This is a genomic window from Belnapia rosea (genome assembly GCF_900101615.1).
Classification (GTDB): domain Bacteria; phylum Pseudomonadota; class Alphaproteobacteria; order Acetobacterales; family Acetobacteraceae; genus Belnapia; species Belnapia rosea.
The window spans coordinates 1-18,174 of the sequence record NZ_FMZX01000041.1; the positions used below are offsets into that span (position 1 = coordinate 1).

Below are 18,174 nucleotides of genomic sequence, written 5' to 3' on the forward strand. Positions count from 1 at the left end.
CCACCGGCCGTTGCCGATGACCGCGGATGCGGCGGCAAGCAGTGGCGCCGCGACATAATCGGTTGGTGCCGCAGCCGCCTTGGCAGCATCGACCATCCAACCCTGCCATGGCCCGAAGACATCGAGCGGGAGAGCCGGTGGCGGACGCCGATGCAGGCGCATCACCCGGAGATCGGGTGTATCCGGCGGCGGCAAGGGCTCGCCGGTCGCGGTGTTGGCGCTCGCCCGATCCCACAGCCGTTGCAGCTCGCGGGCTCCCGCCACCTCGCCCTTGTCGGCAACCCATTCGCGAGTGTGCTCGCAGTGCCGCAGCAGCGCGCACGTCTCCTGGAAGTCGAAGCCTTCGCGCTTCAGCAAGGCACCCAGCGCCATAGCGAGCGCGGACCGGCTGCCGTCATTCATGTCCGCCGTGTCGCCCGCCCAGCGTCGGGCGAGGGTGGCGTTGGACCCTATCGCCTGGTGGAGGCGAGCCACCAGCGCGTCGCCGCCGCCCGGAGCGGCGCTGCTCTGGGATGCTTTGCCAGTCGCGCGGAAGGCTGGGCCAGCCTCGTGCACCACCCACAGCAACGTCGCCGCATCGACCGGCTGGATGTCGGTCGGCGTGCCGGTCAGGTGCTGGTCGGTCACCGTGAAGTACTTGTTCGCCAAGCACAGCTCGATGGCGGGCGGGTGCTCTTTGCCTGGGCGCTTCCACGTCTTGCCGTACTCGCTGCCCATGGCGGCGCGTAGGGGTGGCAAGACAGTGGTCGAGTACAAGAAGTAGACCTTCACGCCGGTCCCCGATGGGGACACTTCGGTGTAGCTGGCGAAGCGATGGATCACCTCCATTGCCCAGGCTTCGATCTCCCCGGAGGCGGGATCGCGGCAGGTGTCGAGGTCACAGCCGCCAAGGGCGAGGGTGCCCCCCTTCTGGAGAGAGCCCAGCTCCAGACCGACGCCGCCGCCTTCGCCGTTGACGTGCTGTGCTGCCCATCGCTCGGCCGCGCTGCGGGGCGCCCAGGTCGCAGGATTGTCGGCCTCGGCCAATCGTCCGGTCCTTGCGTCGAAGGGGACCTTCGTGGGTTTGGCGTCGGGCTTGTTGTCGCGGAGGACGTTCTTCCAGCCAACCCAGCGTGGCATCGGCGCGACGACCTCCATGCTGATCGGACCCATGCTGTCGGCGCTCACGCCGCACCGCCCGGGGCGGAGGCCCGGTTGTCGTGGTCGATGCGCGTCTTGCAGGCCAGAGCATCCGCGAGGGTGACGAAACCCAAGGCGATGGCGCCGCCCTGGGCAAGCACTCCTCGTGCAATCGCCTGGCCGTCTCGGTGCGGCCAAGTCGCCCCGCGGTCGTGGGGGAGGATGGCCGTGAGCTCACCACGGCGGCCCAGGCTCGCCGGCACGGCGTCAACCGGCGGCTTGGCGAGAATCAGCACAAATCGGTATTCGCCCTGGTCAGGCAGGATGTGCAGCCGGGCGGCAGCGCCGGCATGGAAGCAGTTTCGGTTCTCACTCATGTCGTCACCTCTGGTGATGACGGCGGGACGCAATGGAAGCGGTCGGTGAAACAGGCTATGATGTGGTGCGCACACATTCACAGCCTACCCGAGCCCCCGCCAGCGTCCGCGCCGGTGGGGGTTTCTCTATTCGGGCTGGACGGCGCCGCGGGCCGGCGGCAGCGCCGCGACCCACTGCTCAATGTCGGCTTTCAACCACCGCCGCACCCTGCAGCCAGGCACGACGCGAGGTGCCGGGAACAAGCCGGCCGCGGTCAGGCGCTCGATTGTCGGCGTCGAGATGCGGGCAAGGCCACAGACGCCCCTCACGTCGATAAGCAGAGCCTCGGCAGGCTCTGCGGCGGGCGGGGCGGGATTTGCTTCGGACATGACGGACCACCGACAAGCGGGCCTCCTCTCGGAGACCTCTGCTGCTTGCCAGTCGTCCCGCGCCGCGTGGTGGTCCGACTAAGCTATGAAAATTGAGCCTTTTTACAGGGGCCAACCTGTGCGCGTCGCCCCGCTAGATAGCGCCAGATATCGGCAGGAGTCTACGAAACAACAGGCCAACCATAAGAATAGGCGCGAAGAATGTACTTCCAGACCGATGTGGACCCACCACGAATAGTTGGTGTCCGCAAATTTACCCCCCCGGACCTGCACGAGAAAGAGGTGCCGGGGTGTCTCCTGGACAAGCTTGGGGTCAGGTCTCGGAAAAATTCGGGCGTCGAGCGAGCAAGGTCGTCGAGTGAGTGAAATCCTATGAGCTACGGGACGGGTCTTTGCCTGGAGCCAATGGGGGCCCGGGTAGGTGGGGTCGCGCCGGCCAGCATTTGCGTGTCACGCGCCGTGCGGCTTTGGCCGAGCTGCGCTGTCTCGGCTTGGCCTGTCTCGTCTCCCGCCCCTGTCTGGGCTCACGACATGGCGCCACCACCGCCACCGTCACCCAACGCACCAGCGCCGTCGAGCGTCTCCGCCACCACCACCGCACCTGCTGTCACACCATCGACGGGCTCGGTCCGGTTGCGGTCGGCGCCTGCATGGCGCCGCCATCGTCACCCCCTCTGACACAACGGACACAACTGACAGAACTCCACGGCCTGGGGGTTTTTGGCAGTTGTGTCGGTTGTGTCCGGGGGTGGTCGGCGCCCACCGTCTCCAGCATCGGTGCCGGGCCACACCATCAGCACGCGGTCGTGTGCGCTCTGGAATGATATCCTATCCCCTCGTTGTTGCAGGTACTCAGGAACCTGATACATCTATGGTATTGTAAAGAGACCGGCCATGGACTGCGCTGTCGCCTACTACCGCACCTCAAGCCAAACCAACGTGGATGGCGACAGCGTGCCGCGCCAGCGCGCGGCCTGTGCCGCCCATGCTGCCCGCGCCGGCCTCACCATCCGCCAGGAGTTCACCGATGCCGCCGTAAAAGGGGCGGACCGGATCGACGCTCGGGCCGGCTTCCAAGCCATGCTGGCGTGGTGTGCGGAGCACGACTGCCGCACCATCATCGTAGAGAATGCCAGCCGCTTCGCACGGGACCTGATCGTGCAGGAGACCGGCTATCAGGTGCTCCAGCAGGCTGGGTACACGCTGGTCGCTAGCGACGACCCCGATGCCTTCACTGCCTCGACGCCGACGCAGGATCTGATTCGCCAGGTTCTTGGGGCCGTGGCGCAGTTCGAGAAGGCTAACCTGGTCGCCAAGCTCAAGGCCGCGCGGGACCGAAAGTCGGCAGAACTTGGCCGGCGGATCGAGGGGCCCCTGAAGGATGCCACACAGGTCGCTGCCGCCCGCCGCCTCGCCCCTGGTCGATCACTACGCGCAGTCGCCGAAGCCATGGCCGAAGAAGGCTTCCGCACGGTCACAGGGGCGGTCCTCAGTGCCGCCCATGTCTCCCGCTTGCTCAAAGACACCCGCCTTGCCAACCGGTGACACATCGGCTGGTGCCGAGACGCCGGAGACAGAGACAGACGGGGGCGCACCAGGCTGGTCTGGCCGTCTACACATGACGCTGGTGGTCAGCACTGGAAGCGGTGAATGAACAAGAAGGATCTAAGCGAGCGCGACATCTGCACCAAATTCATCACCCCTGCTATCAAGCAAGCGGGCTGGGATGAGATGCTGCAAATCCGCGAGGAGGTGGGCTTCACGAAGGGCCGCATTATCGTGCGGGGCAAGCTGGTCACCCGCGGCAAGGCCAAGCGGGCCGACTACGTGCTATACTACAAGTCTAACCTGCCCATCGCTCTCATCGAGGCGAAGGACAACACTCACGCGGTCGGAGATGGCATCCAGCAGGGCCTGGAATATGCCGAGACGCTGGGAATTCCCTTCGTTTTCGCCTCGAATGGCGACGGCTTCGTCTTCCACGACCGGACTGGCACGGGCGCGGCCAAGGAAATCAACCTCACCCTCAACCAATTCCCATCGCCAGCCGATCTCTGGGCGAGGTATAGCGCCTGGAAGGGCCTAACCGTCGAGGCCGAGCAAATCGTCCTCCAGGACTACTTCGACGACGGCAGCGGCAAGGCGCCGCGCTACTACCAAGTCAACGCCGTCAACGCCGCCATCGAAGCGGTTGCCAAGGGCCAGAATAGGATCCTGCTGGTCATGGCGACCGGGACGGGCAAGACCTACACGGCCTTCCAGATCATCTGGCGGTTGTGGAAAGCGGGTCGCAAGAAGCGTATCCTGTTCCTCGCTGACCGGAACGTGCTGATTGATCAGACTATGGTCAACGACTTCCGGCCCTTCGGCGCGGCCATGGCGAAGCTCTCCACCCAGGCCAAGACCATCGAGCGCGCGGACGGCACCGAGGTCGATCTCACCATCGCGCTCGACCGAAAGCGTCGGATCGACACCGCCTACGAAGTCTATCTCGGCCTCTATCAGGCGATCACCGGCCCAGAAGAGCGCCAGAAGCTCTTCAAGGAATTCTCTGCGGGCTTCTTCGACCTCATCGTCATCGACGAGTGCCACCGAGGCAGCGCCGCCGAGGACTCAGCCTGGCGCGAGATCCTGGAGCATTTCTCCGGTGCCACGCAGGTCGGCCTGACCGCCACGCCGAAGGAGACTAAGTATGTCTCCAACATCGACTACTTCGGCCAGCCAGTATTTTCCTACTCCCTCAAGCAAGGCATCCGCGACGGCTTCCTCGCCCCCTACAAGGTCATCAAGGTCCACATCGACCGCGACGTGGAGGGCTACCGCCCCGCCAAGGGCACACTCGACCGCGACGGCCAGGAGGTCGAGGACCATATTTACAACCAGAAGGACTTCGACCGCACGCTGGTGCTCGACGACCGAACGACCCTTGTTGCCAAGAAGGTCTCCGACTTCCTGCGCGAAAGCGGTGACCGCTTCCAGAAGACCATCCTCTTCTGCGTCGACGAGGAGCACGCCGCCCGCATGCGCCAAGCGCTGGTGAACGAGAACAAGGACCTCTGCGACGCCAATCCTCGCTATGTTATGCGCATCACCGGCAGCGACACCGAGGGCCAGGCCCAGCTCGGCAACTTCATCGACCCGGAATCCTACTACCCCGTCCTGGTCACCACCTCCCGTCTGCTCTCGACTGGGGTGGATGCGCAGACCTGCCGCCTGATCGTGCTCGACCGCCCAGTCGGCTCGATGACTGAGTTCAAGCAGATTGTCGGCCGCGGCACCCGCGTCCACGAGGACACCCGGAAATTCTACTTCACCCTGATGGATTTCCGCGGCGCCACCAGCCACTTCGCCGACCCCGAATTCGATGGTGAGCCTGTCCAGATCTATGAGCCGGGCGAGGCTGATCCCATTACCCCACCGAACGACACCCCCGCCACCGATGAGGAGGGCGATATCCTGCCCCAGACGCCGGAGCAGGACGAGACGGTAGTGGATGGCGAGACGCCCGACATCAGCATCCCGCCCAGCGGCACGAAGCGTGAAAAGGTCTACGTCGACGGCGTCGGCGCTTCCATCATCGCTGAGCGGGTCGAGTACCTGGACGAGGACGGCAAGCTTGTCACTGAGAGCCTGCGCGACTTCACCCGCAAGGCGCTGCGGCAGCGCTTCGCCAGTCTCGATGCCTTCCTCCACCGCTGGAAGGGCACCGAGCGCAAGCAGGCCATCATCGACGAGTTGGCGGCCGAGGGCCTGCCCCTCGGCGCCATTGCCGAGGAGATCGGTAAGGGCCTCGACCCCTTCGACCTGATCTGCCACATCGCCTTCGACCGCCCACCGCTGACCCGGCGGGAGCGGGCGGATAATGTCCAGAAGCGCGACGCCTTCACCAAGTACGGCCCCCAGGCCCGCGCGGTCCTGGAGGCGCTGCTGGCGAAATACGCCGATGAGGGGATGGCGGGGCTGGAGAATGCCGAGGTGTTGCGCATCGCCCCCTTCACCGCGCTCGGCACCCCGGTGCAGTTGATCCGCGCCTTCGGTGGCCGGCCAGGCTTCGAGCAGGCAGTGCAGGAGATGCAGACGGCGCTTTATCAGGAAAGCGCATGACCATGCCGATCCTGCGCTAAGCAGGCACGCCAGCTATCGCCTTCCCCTACCCGGAGGAAGGCACCTGGTGCGTCAGCGACATCGAAATGGTCATATTCCAGAAATTGAGGTTTTGAGCCACTCATGTCCGTCCGTAACACCGTCAAGTCTATCCAGGACATCATGCGCCAGGACAGCGGCGTCGATGGCGACGCCCAGCGCATCTCCCAACTCTGCTGGATGTTCTTCCTCAAGATCATCGACGACCAGGACCAGGAACTGGAGGAGATGAGCCCCGGCTACCTCTCCCCCATTCCCGCCCGCTTCCAGTGGCGCAACTGGGCAGCGGACCCGGAGGGGATCACCGGCGACGCGCTGCTGACCTTCGTCAATGCCGAGCTTTTCCCGGCGCTGAAAACCCTGCCCCTGACGGGCCAGCCGGGCGACCGCCGCCGCGTCGTCCGCGGCGTCTTCGAGGACGCCTACAACTACATGAAGTCCGGCCAGCTCATGCGCCAGGTGGTCAACAAGATCGCCGGCGTCGACTTCAATGACCTGGTCGAGCGCCGCCATTTCGGCGAGGTCTACGAGCAGGTGCTGAACGACCTGCAGAGCGCCGGGAACGCCGGTGAATACTACACCCCGCGTGCCGTCACTGCCTTCATGGTGGACCGCATCGACCCGCGCCCAGGTGAGACCCTGTTCGACCCCGCCTGCGGCACCGGCGGCTTCCTGACCTGCTCCATGCGTCACATGCGCGACCGCTACGTGAAGAAGCCCGAGGATGAGCGGCGCATGCAGGGCGCACTGCGCGCCGTGGAGAAGAAGCCGCTGCCGCACATGCTCTGTGTCACCAACATGCTGCTGCACGGGGTGGAGGATCCGGGCTTCGTCCGCCACGACAATACCCTGGCGCGGCCCTACATCAGCTACAGCCAGTCCGAGCGCGTGGACATCGTGCTGACCAACCCGCCCTTTGGCGGGCGGGAGGAGGACGGGATCGAGAGCAATTTCCCGCAGCATTTCCGCACGCGGGAGACGGCGGACCTGTTCCTTGCGCTGATCATCCGCCTGCTGAAGCCGGGCGGCCGCGCCGCGGTGGTGCTGCCGGATGGCTCGCTGTTCGGCGAAGGCGTGAAGACCCGGCTGAAGGAGCATCTGATGGAGGAGTGCAACCTGCACACCATCGTCCGCCTCCCCAACAGCGTCTTCCGCCCCTATGCCTCCATCGGCACCAACCTGCTGTTCTTCGAGAAGGGCGAGCCGACGCGGGAGACCTGGTTTTGGGAACACCAGGTGCCGGAGGGGCAGAAGGCCTATTCCATGACCCGGCCGATCCGGCAGGAGCACCTGGCCGATTGCGCCGCTTGGTGGGGTGGGGCTTCGCGCACGGGGCGGGTGGAGGGGCTGCAGGCTTGGCGGGTGACGGCCGAGGCGGTGAAGGCGCGGGGCTACAATCTCGACATCAAGAACCCGAGCACGGTGGCCGAGGATCACGGCGACCCGGAGACGTTGCTCGCCGAACTGGACGCCGCCGAGGCCGAGACGGCGCGGCTGCGGGACGAGCTGAAGGCGATCCTGGCCGAGGCGCTGGCGCGATGAACGCCGCAGCGTTGCTGGCGCACTATGCGCGGATCGCGGAGGCGCCGGATGCCGTCGCGCGGCTGCGGCGGTTTGTGCTTGACCTCGCGGTGCGGGGGAAGCTGGTGCCGCAGGAGACGGAAGATGAACCCGCCTCGGTGCTCCTTCAGCAGGTGAAGCAAGAGTGGGCGCGGCTTCTGAAAGCAGGAGCGGTTCGTGAGCCGACAAATGCAGTTCAGGTCCGGCGTGAGGATTCCATCTCCGAGGTACCAGAACATTGGCGTTGGGCGCGCCTCATTGAAATCGCCAAGCCTGCATATGGATTTGCCTTCTCGTCGGCAAGGTTCAATAGCGAGCGTCGCGGAATGCCACTCATCCGCATCCGCGACATTGCCAGCATGGATACGGAGGCCTACTTCGACGGCAATTTCGAATCAGAATACATAGTCAAGACAGGGGACTACCTTGTCGGCATGGACGGTGACTTCAATCTGCGCCGTTGGCGAGGACCGGACGCACTCTTGAATCAGCGCGTTATGCGAATCAATGGCTGGCGATGCGGGATTACCTCTGAGTACGTCCGGCTACCATTGCAGTTCGTGCTTGATCACCTTCATGGCCTCACTTCGCAGACCACAGTCAAGCACCTGTCGGCGAAGCAGGTGAACGGCATCGAGATTCCTCTTCCACCCCTGGCCGAACAGCACCGCATCGTCGCCAAGGTGGATGAGTTGATGGCGCTGTGCGACCGGCTGGAGGCGGCGCGGACGGCGCGGGAGGCGACGCGCGACCGGCTGGCGGCGGCGAGCCTCGCCCGCCTCAACACCCCCGATCTCGAGACCTTCCCGGCTGACGTCCGCTTCGCCCTCGACGCCCTGCCCGCGCTCACCACCCGCCCCGACCAGATCAAGCAGCTCCGCCAGACCACCCTGAATCTTGCGGTGCGCGGAAAACTGGTACCGCAAGACGCGGGGGATGGAGGGTGGGCAAACACGGCCGATCTGGGACAGCCAGTTGAAGGCCGATTGGCTATGCCACTGCCTCTTAGTTGGCGGTGGGTGAGCGTAGCCGATGTGGCATCGGCGCGGCTGGGCAAGATGCTGGATGCGGCTAAAAACCAAGGGGCGCCAGTTCCCTACCTGGGAAACACCAACGTCCACTGGTTCGATATCAGGACCGCTGACCTCAAGACAATTCCGCTAAGCGAAGAGGAGGTGGAGGAGTACCGCCTTCGTGCAGGCGATGTGCTGATCTGCGAGGGCGGTCACGGGATTGGTCGTGCTGCCGTATGGCCGGGAGGCGACGAAGTGGTCGTCTTCCAAAAAGCGCTTCACCGTGTGCGGCCAAACGCTGAACTCGACTCGAACTACTTTTCCTACTGCTGCTTCGTATATTTCGATAGCGGTATAATGCAGACCTACTTCACAGGGGTAGGAATTCCGCATTTCACAGGGCGTGCCTTGGCAAAGCTAAGTTTTCCCCTGCCACCCCTTGCCGAGCAGCACCGCATCGTCGCCAAGGTGAACGCGCTGATGGCCCTCTGCGACCAGTTGGAAGCCAGCCTCACCACCGCCAGCACCACTCGCGCCAGGTTGCTGGAGGCGACGCTGCGCCAGGCCCTGCAGCCCGCCGAGGAGACCCTGCTGGAGGCCGCCCAGTGACCCTCGCCGCCCGCTTCCTCGACGCCTACCCGCACCACAACATCGCCCGGCTGATCCGGGACCGCCTCGCGCGCTGCCGGGAAGCCCGCATCATCTCTGGCTTCGCCACGCCGGATGGCGTTGCCGCGCTGAAGGTCGGCGCTTCGGCGCCGAAGATCACCCGGCTGGTGCTGGGCGCTGGCACCTTCAAAGCGTTCCAGGCGCTGGACAGCCTCATTACCAGCGGCCTGCCTGCCAGCGCCGCCCGGCTGCACCTCGGCTATTCCCGCGCCACCGGTTGGCCGAAGAACCCCTTCGAACGCCTGCGGCCGATGCTGCACAGCAAGATCTACTACTTCGAGATGCCGGACGGCACTGCTGCCGCCTTCGTTGGCTCCCACAACCTCACCGGCTTTGCCCTGCGCGGCCGGAACGGGGAGGCCGCGGTGCTGCTGGAAGGCCCCGCCAGCGAGCCAGGCTTCGCCGATATCCGCGCCCATATCGAGGAAGCCTACCGCGTGGCCGTGGTCTACGACGCCGCGCTGAAGGAGGCCTACGCCACTTGGTACGCCGACTACCTTGACCGGCTGAAGACCGACATCACCGACATGCCCCGCACCGGCACCGGTGGCCGTAGCCTGGTGGTGATGGCCGAGGCTGCCGCCGGCATCGCCCCCGCCGTGGGCCAGGCGGTGTACTTCGAAGTCGACCGGCGCATTCAGGAGATCAACTCGATCCATACCCAGGTGCACCTGCACCTGTTCCCCCACTTGCCCGCCATGCCACGCGACGGCCTAGCCGCGCTTGCCAATGTGGCGCAGAGCTTTCGCGCCAAGGTGCAGGCGATCGACGCCCGAGCCGGTTCCGCGGAGATCGACGCCGACTGGTTCGTGGACCAGCGCCCGCGGGCCGAGTTGAAGCGGGCACCGCGCACCTTCCGCCCGCACCCGACCTCGGGGAAGCAGCAGGTCACGGCGCTTATCGAGGACCGTCTCGCCGAGGCCTTCGAGTACGAGTTTGACCCGCCGGAGAAGTGGCTGCCACAACTCGGCAACGAACGCTTGGTGGATGAGGAGACGGACGAGGTGTGGAACCCGGTCGTCGGCCTGCAGCCCGAACGGCGCCTGGAGGCGGTGGAGCGGCGCGGGTCACAGATGTTGATGGAGCTGTCGCCGGATTCTGGGTCGTTCATCCTGCTGTCGCGTGGGCGACGCCGTCTCAGTAGGTAAACCGTCCCGGGTACCTTTTGGCATCACCTTCCGCGCCCGCGGCCATTCGACGCGGGCTGGCTCACAGCGGCACTGCCGCCGGAAGCTGAGCCCTGCCTACCCCGCTAGTAACCTCCTCTCCGGCACGGGCGGAGCCGATGGGTAAAGCGTAAGGCCCCGTTTCTCATCGATGAGGACCTTCGCCTCCGGGTAAGCCGCTAGCGCCAGATCCAGCGAGGGCAGCACGTCCCGTCGGAAGAAGCGCAATTCCTTGTAGCTCTCGCCGAACTGCGACTTGAGCGCAGGCCAGCCCACCTCCACCGGTCCAGACAGCACGTGCAGCCGGTATGCCAGCCAGACGTAGATATCGATCGCCATGGAGCGGCCAGAGACCGCTTGGATGGCCTTCTCCCGCAGTGGGAGCGGGTGGTCGATCAGCGACTGGTAGAAGCCCTCGTCCAGCGTGACCTGCTCCTGCCAGAGCCGCATCTGGCCGTGAGTAGAGTCCAAGGGCAGGATCGAGTCTCGAACGAACGCACCATTCGTCACAAGCTCAGATCCGCCTGCGCGGCGGAAGAACGTGAGGCGGCACCGTGACAGTCGGCGCGCTTGCTCACGCACCAGCTGGTAGGTCTTCCCACCGATCGGTAAGCCCATCGCGCTAAGCCAAGCATTCATGGACGTGCCGAGTTCGACCTCCCGGCTACGGGTTCGAACAGCCTGCGTTTGCAAGTAGATCAGGATCAACCGGGCGATAGATCCATAGGGAATGCCGATCGGTCGGCGGTTGATGTCGAGACCACTCTCGACCAACAGCTTGACTGAGCCTCCTTCTCGTTCCCAGACCGTCTCGGACGTCTTTTTGTGCGGTAGGGCGGCCATGGCGAAGCCAGCATGTGCGATGCCGATCTTGCCCGCCTCATCCCCCATAACCTCAAAAGCTGCTTCGACACAAAGGCGCTGATGTGCAGAGGCGCTAGCTGCCTCGCGCCTAGCTTCCTCAATGCCCCTGGTCTGGATCAGGTGATGAACAGCCCCCATGGCGGTCATCCGAGACGAAGTTACCCTCTAGCGCAAGTTGGACTGTCCTCACGCAAGCTATTGGAAGGCTATTAGAGCTTACTATTAGTTTGTGTGAGCAAGGTCCTGGGGATAACCCCGATTCGCGTGAGTTAAGTCCAGCTTGGAGTGTGAGTAGAGTCCAAGCTGACCGCTGTGGATGAGCGTCCAGGCCCGTGAGCAAAGTCCAACCGACTCGACCAAGCCTCGCCTGAGGCATGTGAAGCGCGGCCTGGGCGGGATCTGACGTGCATTCCACACTGGAAGCAGCTGAAGCCCGCACTGGCGATGTCGGCTTGATCGCATCGGTCGGTGCACCTGATGCACCGAGAAAGCACGGAGACAGTATGTAGTAGATACCTCCTACATACCATCTCGGTTCAGCTTCTCCGCAATGGCGAGGCGTATCCAGGCTAGCCGCGCCATGCCGCCAGCCGCCTTCCTGGCCTTGTCTACCCGATCCGACAGGCCGGTCGGCAGAACCATCGTGAAGCGCACCTCAGCCTCTGGCGGGGGCGTTGCCGGCGCTGGCTCATCCCGCGTCTCGGCCTTGCCAATGACGCGGTCGACCTCTTCCGAGGTTGGCTCACGGGAAGGGCGAGAGAACTTGCTGGGCTTGTTCATGAATGCACCTTTCGAACACTTTCACGGTGCATCTGCGGTATCCAATGCATACCGGTAGAGTGCATCCAGCTCAGATACGGCCTTTGTGTCAGGGCGCTGGGCCTCGCAGGCGGCTAGCCCCATCAGATGGGCCACGGCAATGCCCTTGCGGTTTCCGATCCGCACGGGGGCGGCCTCTATGACCTCGGCATGCTCTGCAAAGGCAGCCTCCGCCTCAGCATTGTCGCTGCCGATGGGGTCAGCCCGGTTCACGAAGGCGGCGGCCCGTAGTCCCTCGTTGATGGTCCGGATATCGCTGATGGTCTGGGCCACAGCATCCAAGGTCCAGAGATCCGGGCCACGGGGAGGGAAGGGGAGCAGAACGAGGTTTGCAACCGATAAGGCGGCTCGCTGGGTGCTGGTGTCGCGGGCGCCGGCATCCACAACCACGACCGCATACTTGTCAGCCAAGCGCCGCAGCTCATCCCGGATCTGTTTGCCGACAATGGTGACAGTGGTCACGGGTGCCAGATCGCCCGTCTGCTCGCTCCGAGCTGCCGCCCAAGTAGCCGTGGTCTCCTGCGGATCGGCATCCACAAGAAGCACGTCTTTGCCGGCTCGCGCCGCTAGCACAGCGAGATTGGCGGCTAAGGTAGACTTGCCAATGCCCCCTTTAATGCCGCCGGCTATCAGTATCTTTCCCATACTTTTTCCATACCTTTGCGGTGCATTTCCGGTGCATCAGAAATACGGCAGAGGTTAGCAGGTGACAAGAGTATGGACTCCCAGCATCAGCAGATGGTGGTGACGACAGCCTTGGCATTGGCGAGTTCACCAGCCTCGATCGAACGCATCGGGCGCAGAATGAGCGGCTGCTGCCTCGCTACATGCGGGTGGTCCCAAAAACCAAGCAGTGATTAGCTTCGACCGCCTTTTCCGCATCGCTAACCGGCTCGGCCAAGTATCGGCCGGTAGCGCCGAGGCTGACCACTTCATTCATGACGTGCTCGGCCGAGCCGGGCCGGTCCTGCCCTACACGACCGAGACGAGCGCCGCGGAGCAGCTCCTCCCGCCCGGCTTTGAGTGGATGCCGAGCGTCCACTCGGCGGGTAAGACCTATGCAGCCTGCTGCCGCTCCGGCCTCGCCGCTGATGGGCTATCCCATCCGCACATCGGCCACTGGGGGCGGACCGTGCCGCTGGCGATATGCGGGGCGGCGCTGCGGGCTTGGGCGCTGGTGGTAAGGGGCTAAGACCCGCCAGCCGTTCTAGTACTGGCGTGAGGCGTCAATTGCGCCACTGGCCGACGCCACGCCGGAGCAGCATCCACGTCTCTCTCTGCCCTGGCGTCTCGGGCGGACCGCTCAATCCCACGATGTCGCCCCGCCGCCGCATCGGCTGCACCGCAGCTTCGGCACTACCTCGCTCGGCCGCCTGAACGGTAGCTTTCCGCTAGTAGCCACAGCAAGTGCTGTTGAAGCAGTCGCCCGGGGAGGGTCCAAATGCCCCACGACCAGGTTCGGCGGCGGCAGGCCGCAGGCGGCGATGGCGTCCACCAGCTCCGCGAAATCGCCAGCAGAGTTTCGGTCGAGATCTATCCAAAGAAAGCCAAGCGTGCCCTACTTCGTGCCGGTATGCCCCGGCACTTAAAAACTAGCGATGCAGCACTGGCAAGGAACAAACAACGTTGGACGGCACGACAACTCCGCAACAACCGCAAGCGGACAAGGCAAAATCACAGGGTTTCTTCAGTACAACGCCAATATTGCTTGCAGCGGGTGGCCTAATGGGCTTCGCTCTTGCCTACGCATTGTTTTTTGACGAGCTTAACCCCTCCACTCAGCAGTTAAACTCTGTTCTTATCCCATTCCTAGCAATGGTTGCGGGAATGTTCGTAGCAATACTAGCTGCGGCCCTCGTTTTCAGGCGCTGGATAATGCCACGCTTGATTAATTGGGTCAGGGCCGAGCTTGGTCACGCCGTTGAAGATGCAGTCGCAGTTCACAACACACTGGCCGAAGGCAACCTCAAAGCCGCGCTAGGCCATGTATGGAGTGGCTCGAGCAAAGCCGCTGTATGGTACAGCTCGTTTTTAGAACGGAAAATTACGACCCAATTGACGCTCGGTCTGGTGATCGCATTTGGCGGTTTAGTGGGCACTGTATTGCTGTTCCGGCAAACGGTCTTGCTAGGCGAACAGAACCAGAAGCTCCAAGAGCAAACAGCACTGCTGCGCGATCAGAATACGAAGCTCGACCTGCAGACGGTAACGGCTGAGGCGCAACGGCGGGCCGGGCTCCTCGCCGAACTGTTCTCAATCGTGCAGGAGGTCGCGCGCATACGCGATCAAATCAACAAGCAGCTTGATGTGAGGCCGCCCAATGAGGCGAGTGAGCCTGAGATGGAGGCAGTCCGGCTTCCACCAGGATTAGTCGCACGCATTGTGGCATTTACCCGCACCGCAACGCAGTACTGGACTGCCGAGGTCCCGGGTCATCGTAATTGGTCTGATGGGTTCGTAGAGCGCACCATCCAAGGGGCAATAGAAAGGGTCAGTAAGGTGCGAGGGCTCACGCCCGTGCCCACGCCCGTGCTTATGCCCCGCCTCGCGGAGCGACCCCGCAGTCCCGAGCGCGGACAATTACTTTTAAGCTTGGTGGCCGCCGACGTTGACATTGGAACGCTTACCCGGGCCGGTGCTACCTTCGCTGACGCGGACCTACGCAACGCCGTGCTGACCGGCGCCAACCTGCAGGGAGCCGACCTAAAAGGCGCCGACCTGCGCGATGCCTATTTGATCGGGGCGAACCTACGCGAAACCAAGCTATACAGCGCCAACCTGCAAAGGGCTGTTCTAGTCGGAGCCGACCTGCGCCAGCTTAAGGTGTTCGCAAACGATCTAGACGGCGCCTATCTGCTCGATGCCATCATAGCTGACCGCCATCCACAAGATCAGTCGCCAACAGGGCTTCCCCAAACACGATCCATGCCACCACCGGGTTGGGAGCTATACGAGCAAGATAGCCTCATCCGCCTCCGGCAGGCCAATGCGCCACCTTCAGTTCCGCCCTCGTCCCCGCGAGCCCCTTCCGGCTCTCAATAAGGTTGAATTAACCCGGATCTAAATCGGTCGAAAACGCCCGTTGCTTCGTTCTGTGCCTCATCTTCACCTGCGATAACCCTCGCGCATCGCAGGTGAGCCGGCGCTGCTGCGGCAGCCCTGCAGGCGAGGAAACGGCCGCTTGCCTGGGAGCGGCGCCGTTCAGCTCGGCCAGCCTTCACTTGCTGGTTCCGGTACTCGCACCCCCAACCGTGCCGCCGCAGCCTCGAGCTGTTCGACGGCGCCCTCGCGCCACTGCTTCCGGTTCAGCAGACCAGTCGCCTCAGCCGCCGGCATCCCAAGGGCGGCGCCAACCGCGGCGGGCGTGGTGATGCCCCGCTCGTCCAACTCGCGGCCGATCGCCATCCTCAACCGGATCATGGTCAGCCGGTCTGTGGCTCGGCGCTGGCGCTCTTCGGGTGTGATCTTCGACTTCGGCTGGTTGGGGGACAGGCTCATGCCGCGGATGTTGGTGGTCGCCGACGACCGCGCAAAGAGAAGGCCGCCCGTGAAACGGGACGGCCTTGAAGGCTTGCAGGTTTTTCGCTTGGAGTGGCCTCGAACGTCGCCCCGGCCGGGCTGGTTCAGCAGCGTTCCGCAGCAGAACCGCTATCCTTGAGCACCCCCAGCCTGGCCAGCAGCTCCACCGCCTCCACATCGAGGTGCTGGAGCTGGTCAGCCCGGAGCGGTCGAGGCCGGCACCGGTAGCCCGGCAGGGCGTCGAGCTGCACCAGCAGCCAGGCCGCCGCCTTCAGCGTCACCGCCGTCTCCGCCCGCCGCAGCTCCGCCCACCGGGATCGGCGGCCGTGCTTCAAGGCGTTCGTGTTCCCCGGCTGGCCACCCCGGCGGCGGGATCGTCCGTCGAGTTGTGCCGGGAGGTGGTCATGCTGGCCCTGAGAACGCGCTGCATGGCCTTCCACATGGCCGCCGGGAAGTAGCGCTTCTTCGGCTTCGCTGCCCGACTGCATGGCTGTCTCCATCGTCCAGGTCCTATTGTTGACCAGGTGTTTCCGCCCACCACCGGGCCTAGTCCTTGCCCGCATTCTGCCTGCGGCGGATCAGGTTCGCAGCTCCACAATGGCCGTCGCGGGCAGCCCATCGGGCGGATGGCAGGTCCAGCAGCACCAACCCAACCTATCAGCCTCGTGCCACCAGCGCCCGCCCCTCTGGGTGAACCGGCCGCAGCACCAGCACCAAGCGCCCCGTGGTGGCTCGGAAGGCTCGGACCAGGAAGGTGGGCAGCCCAGGCCGGAGGTGTCTGCCTCCTGCTCCGGCGGCAGTGGGGGCAGCAGCCCGGCCTCGGCCAGCGAGGCGACGATGTGCGACGCCACCATGGTCTGGCGGCCGTTAGGGCGGACCAGCACGAGCCAGCCATCGGGGTCGCGCTCGCGGTGCGCGCCCTCCGCCAGTGCCCGGGCAACAGACGCGGCAATCGAGCGGAGCCACGAGCCCGGGCCGGGCGGGGTGGAGGTGTCGGGCGGGCCATCGCTCCCTGGCGCAGCCCATGGCTCGCTGGTGTCCCCCGCCTCCCCCTCTGACACAGCGGACACAATAGACAGAACTCCTCCCTGGGCAGTCGCAGCCGCAGCCGCCGCCTGGGTTTTGGCAGTTGTGTCGATTGTGTCCGGGGGTGTGGCTCGGAATAGGTCGCCCCATCGGCTCATGGGAGCATGGTCCAGAGCACTGGATTGATCGGATAGCTGGCGCGTGGTCGTCCTGGCGCACCGCTCCCGCCGGGCGGGAGCAGCCATCCGACATCCACCAGCGCATGGGCAGCGTCATGGATGGCCTTTGCCTCTCCCAGCCCGGGCAGCCGCACATCGCGTTGCAGCGTCCTGACATGAACCTCCTTTGGGCGAGTCTTGGCGATCCACCGGGCGAGGGTGGCGGCGCCTCGATCACTGGGCGAGGCCGCAGCGTCGCCATAGACCCGCTCCGCCATGGGCAGGATGTAGTCGGCGACCAGCATCGTCGCGGCGAGGAAGGCGCGGCGCGTGATCACCGTGGGCGGTGCCCGCATCCCCGTCTCCCCGGCCCACCACAAATATTCGAGAACCAGAGACAGGCGAAGCGCCAGCCCGCGGGCCTTGCCGAAGGCGCTGTTCAGCAGCCCGCCCGCATCCTGTTGCCTCTCGGACATCTCGCGGGCGAAGTCGCGCAGCGCGGGGAGCGCGTCATCCGCCAACTGCACCACAATGGGTGTCGGTTGCCCGTCGCTGGCCGGCTCCATCTCCAGCAGCCGAAGTCGCTCGAACGCATCGATGGCCCACTGCATGTTCGGCGCTTTGCTCGGTAGTTCGAACGGCACTGGCTCAGGCCAGAACCACACATGCCGCGCGAGCAACCCGTCGTCGGCCTCCCCCATGATCTCGGCAAGGCGCGATGGCTGTGTTCCGCCCCACCACGCCACCGCCAAATGATGGACGTTGATCGGGATCGGGAGCTTCACGCGGTCAACCCGGTACGGGCGCCCGCCGTAGCTCTCCAGCCAGAAGGACCGGGCCGCCTCGGAGTAGCGGTTCATTCCCAGCAGGTGCCCGGCCAGCTCGTCGCGGACCATGAGCAGCCCCTTGGGCGATCCGTTATTCAGGCGCAGAGCAACCTGTTCATGCGTCACGTCATGCATGACGAGCTGCGGCGCCATCGGCTCCACGAGATCACTGTCTAGGGCTGGCGGCGGCGGTGGTGGGGTCCCCTTGTTCTTGTCATTCAGGGCGTCCCGCACATTCTGGGACCATTGCTCCTTGCGAGCCTTCGCAATCTCGGACGCGGCCTGCCATTCCCGCCGACGATCGGGGAAATCGCCAGCCATCCGCTCCTCGATGGTCGGCAAGACGCCAGAGATCACAGCGTCGGCCCCGGGCGACTTGCTCCCGCCGCTGTCGCCGACCGACACGCACCAGAGGTGCGGCGGCTCCTTCCATCCGGGATAAGCCTGTGCCCACCGGCCGTTGCCGATGACCGCGGATGCGGCGGCAAGCAGTGGCGCCGCGACATAATCGGTTGGTGCCGCAGCCGCCTTGGCAGCATCGACCA

At 64.7% G+C, this 18,174-nt stretch carries 16 protein-coding genes; 7 read left to right on the forward strand and 9 right to left on the reverse strand.

Annotation, left to right across the window (positions count from 1 at the left end):
• Together BLR02_RS26245 and BLR02_RS26250 are read right to left on the reverse strand one after the other, a co-directional pair.
• Positions 1-1,167 (reverse strand): hypothetical protein (locus tag BLR02_RS26245; RefSeq protein WP_218128083.1); only part of this gene is annotated, 1,167 nt, incomplete at its 3' end.
• A complete protein-coding gene (locus BLR02_RS26250; protein WP_090665237.1) occupies positions 1,164-1,496 on the reverse strand; it encodes a hypothetical protein in 333 nt (110 codons plus the stop codon). The genes BLR02_RS26250 and BLR02_RS26245, both read right to left, overlap by 4 nt.
• A gap of 1,263 nt (positions 1,497-2,759) precedes the next feature.
• On the opposite strand from BLR02_RS26250, the gene BLR02_RS26260 reads away from it, so the two are divergent.
• The 5 genes from BLR02_RS26260 (at position 2,760) to BLR02_RS26280 (ending at position 10,398) form a co-directional block, all read left to right on the forward strand.
• Positions 2,760-3,410: a recombinase family protein gene (locus BLR02_RS26260; protein WP_090665239.1), complete on the forward strand. Its 651-nt coding sequence runs from the start codon at positions 2,760-2,762 to the stop codon at positions 3,408-3,410.
• A 105-nt stretch (positions 3,411-3,515) separates the two neighbouring features.
• Positions 3,516-5,969, forward strand: a complete 2,454-nt coding sequence (gene hsdR, locus BLR02_RS26265) for an EcoAI/FtnUII family type I restriction enzme subunit R (RefSeq protein WP_090665240.1) — start codon at positions 3,516-3,518, stop codon at positions 5,967-5,969.
• A 123-nt stretch (positions 5,970-6,092) separates the two neighbouring features.
• On the forward strand, positions 6,093-7,550 hold the full coding sequence (locus BLR02_RS26270; RefSeq protein ID WP_090665241.1) for a type I restriction-modification system subunit M: 1,458 nt from the start codon (positions 6,093-6,095) through the stop codon (positions 7,548-7,550).
• Complete coding sequence (locus BLR02_RS26275; RefSeq protein WP_090665242.1) at positions 7,547-9,190, forward strand: restriction endonuclease subunit S; 1,644 nt, start codon at positions 7,547-7,549, stop codon at positions 9,188-9,190. The genes BLR02_RS26270 and BLR02_RS26275 overlap by 4 nt, the downstream gene beginning before the upstream one ends.
• Positions 9,187-10,398, forward strand: coding sequence for a phospholipase D family protein (locus tag BLR02_RS26280; RefSeq protein WP_090665243.1), 1,212 nt, complete (start codon positions 9,187-9,189; stop codon positions 10,396-10,398). The genes BLR02_RS26275 and BLR02_RS26280 overlap by 4 nt, the downstream gene beginning before the upstream one ends.
• Positions 10,399-10,494: 96 nt before the next feature.
• Here BLR02_RS26280 and BLR02_RS26285 read toward each other — a convergent pair whose 3' ends face one another.
• The 3 genes from BLR02_RS26285 to BLR02_RS26295 form a co-directional block, all read right to left on the reverse strand.
• A complete protein-coding gene (locus BLR02_RS26285) occupies positions 10,495-11,427 on the reverse strand; it encodes a replication protein RepA (RefSeq protein WP_245704971.1) in 933 nt (310 codons plus the stop codon).
• Between the two features lie 372 nt (positions 11,428-11,799).
• Positions 11,800-12,060, reverse strand: a complete 261-nt coding sequence (locus BLR02_RS26290; protein ID WP_090665244.1) for a hypothetical protein — start codon at positions 12,058-12,060, stop codon at positions 11,800-11,802.
• 21 nt (positions 12,061-12,081) lie between these two features.
• Positions 12,082-12,744 (reverse strand): AAA family ATPase, encoded by a 663-nt coding sequence (locus BLR02_RS26295; protein WP_090665245.1) that lies wholly within the window; start codon positions 12,742-12,744, stop codon positions 12,082-12,084.
• 208 nt (positions 12,745-12,952) lie between these two features.
• On the opposite strand from BLR02_RS26295, the gene BLR02_RS26300 reads away from it, so the two are divergent.
• A complete protein-coding gene (locus tag BLR02_RS26300; RefSeq protein ID WP_090665246.1) occupies positions 12,953-13,291 on the forward strand; it encodes a hypothetical protein in 339 nt (112 codons plus the stop codon).
• Between the two features lie 434 nt (positions 13,292-13,725).
• Positions 13,726-15,141: a pentapeptide repeat-containing protein gene (locus tag BLR02_RS30195; protein WP_218128084.1), complete on the forward strand. Its 1,416-nt coding sequence runs from the start codon at positions 13,726-13,728 to the stop codon at positions 15,139-15,141.
• Positions 15,142-15,300: 159 nt separating this feature from the next.
• On the opposite strand, the gene BLR02_RS26310 is transcribed toward BLR02_RS30195, so the two are convergent.
• From BLR02_RS26310 to BLR02_RS26320, 4 genes are all read right to left on the reverse strand, one after another.
• Complete coding sequence (locus BLR02_RS26310) at positions 15,301-15,597, reverse strand: hypothetical protein (protein ID WP_090665247.1); 297 nt, start codon at positions 15,595-15,597, stop codon at positions 15,301-15,303.
• A 125-nt stretch (positions 15,598-15,722) separates the two neighbouring features.
• Positions 15,723-15,953: a hypothetical protein gene (locus tag BLR02_RS29835; protein WP_090665248.1), complete on the reverse strand. Its 231-nt coding sequence runs from the start codon at positions 15,951-15,953 to the stop codon at positions 15,723-15,725.
• 243 nt (positions 15,954-16,196) lie between these two features.
• Entirely contained in the window at positions 16,197-16,688 is a 492-nt protein-coding gene (locus BLR02_RS29005; RefSeq protein WP_143018322.1) for a hypothetical protein, read from the reverse strand.
• A gap of 110 nt (positions 16,689-16,798) precedes the next feature.
• Positions 16,799-18,174: DUF3987 domain-containing protein (locus BLR02_RS26320; protein ID WP_090665249.1), on the reverse strand; the 1,376-nt coding region annotated here is incomplete at its 5' end.

What these genes read in the sequence shown, in the direction of transcription:
- BLR02_RS26275 (WP_090665242.1), top strand. Translation starts at nt 7,547, where the DNA reads ATGAACGCCGCAGCGTTGCTGGCGCACTATGCGCGGATCGCGGAGGCG.
- BLR02_RS26250 (WP_090665237.1), bottom strand. Translation starts at nt 1,496, where the DNA reads ATGAGTGAGAACCGAAACTGCTTCCATGCCGGCGCTGCCGCCCGGCTG.
- BLR02_RS26290 (WP_090665244.1), bottom strand. Translation starts at nt 12,060, where the DNA reads ATGAACAAGCCCAGCAAGTTCTCTCGCCCTTCCCGTGAGCCAACCTCG.
- BLR02_RS26310 (WP_090665247.1), bottom strand. Translation starts at nt 15,597, where the DNA reads ATGAGCCTGTCCCCCAACCAGCCGAAGTCGAAGATCACACCCGAAGAG.
- BLR02_RS26260 (WP_090665239.1), top strand. Translation starts at nt 2,760, where the DNA reads ATGGACTGCGCTGTCGCCTACTACCGCACCTCAAGCCAAACCAACGTG.
- hsdR (WP_090665240.1), top strand. Translation starts at nt 3,516, where the DNA reads ATGAACAAGAAGGATCTAAGCGAGCGCGACATCTGCACCAAATTCATC.
- BLR02_RS26285 (WP_245704971.1), bottom strand. Translation starts at nt 11,427, where the DNA reads ATGACCGCCATGGGGGCTGTTCATCACCTGATCCAGACCAGGGGCATT.
- BLR02_RS26295 (WP_090665245.1), bottom strand. Translation starts at nt 12,744, where the DNA reads ATGGGAAAGATACTGATAGCCGGCGGCATTAAAGGGGGCATTGGCAAG.
- BLR02_RS26270 (WP_090665241.1), top strand. Translation starts at nt 6,093, where the DNA reads ATGTCCGTCCGTAACACCGTCAAGTCTATCCAGGACATCATGCGCCAG.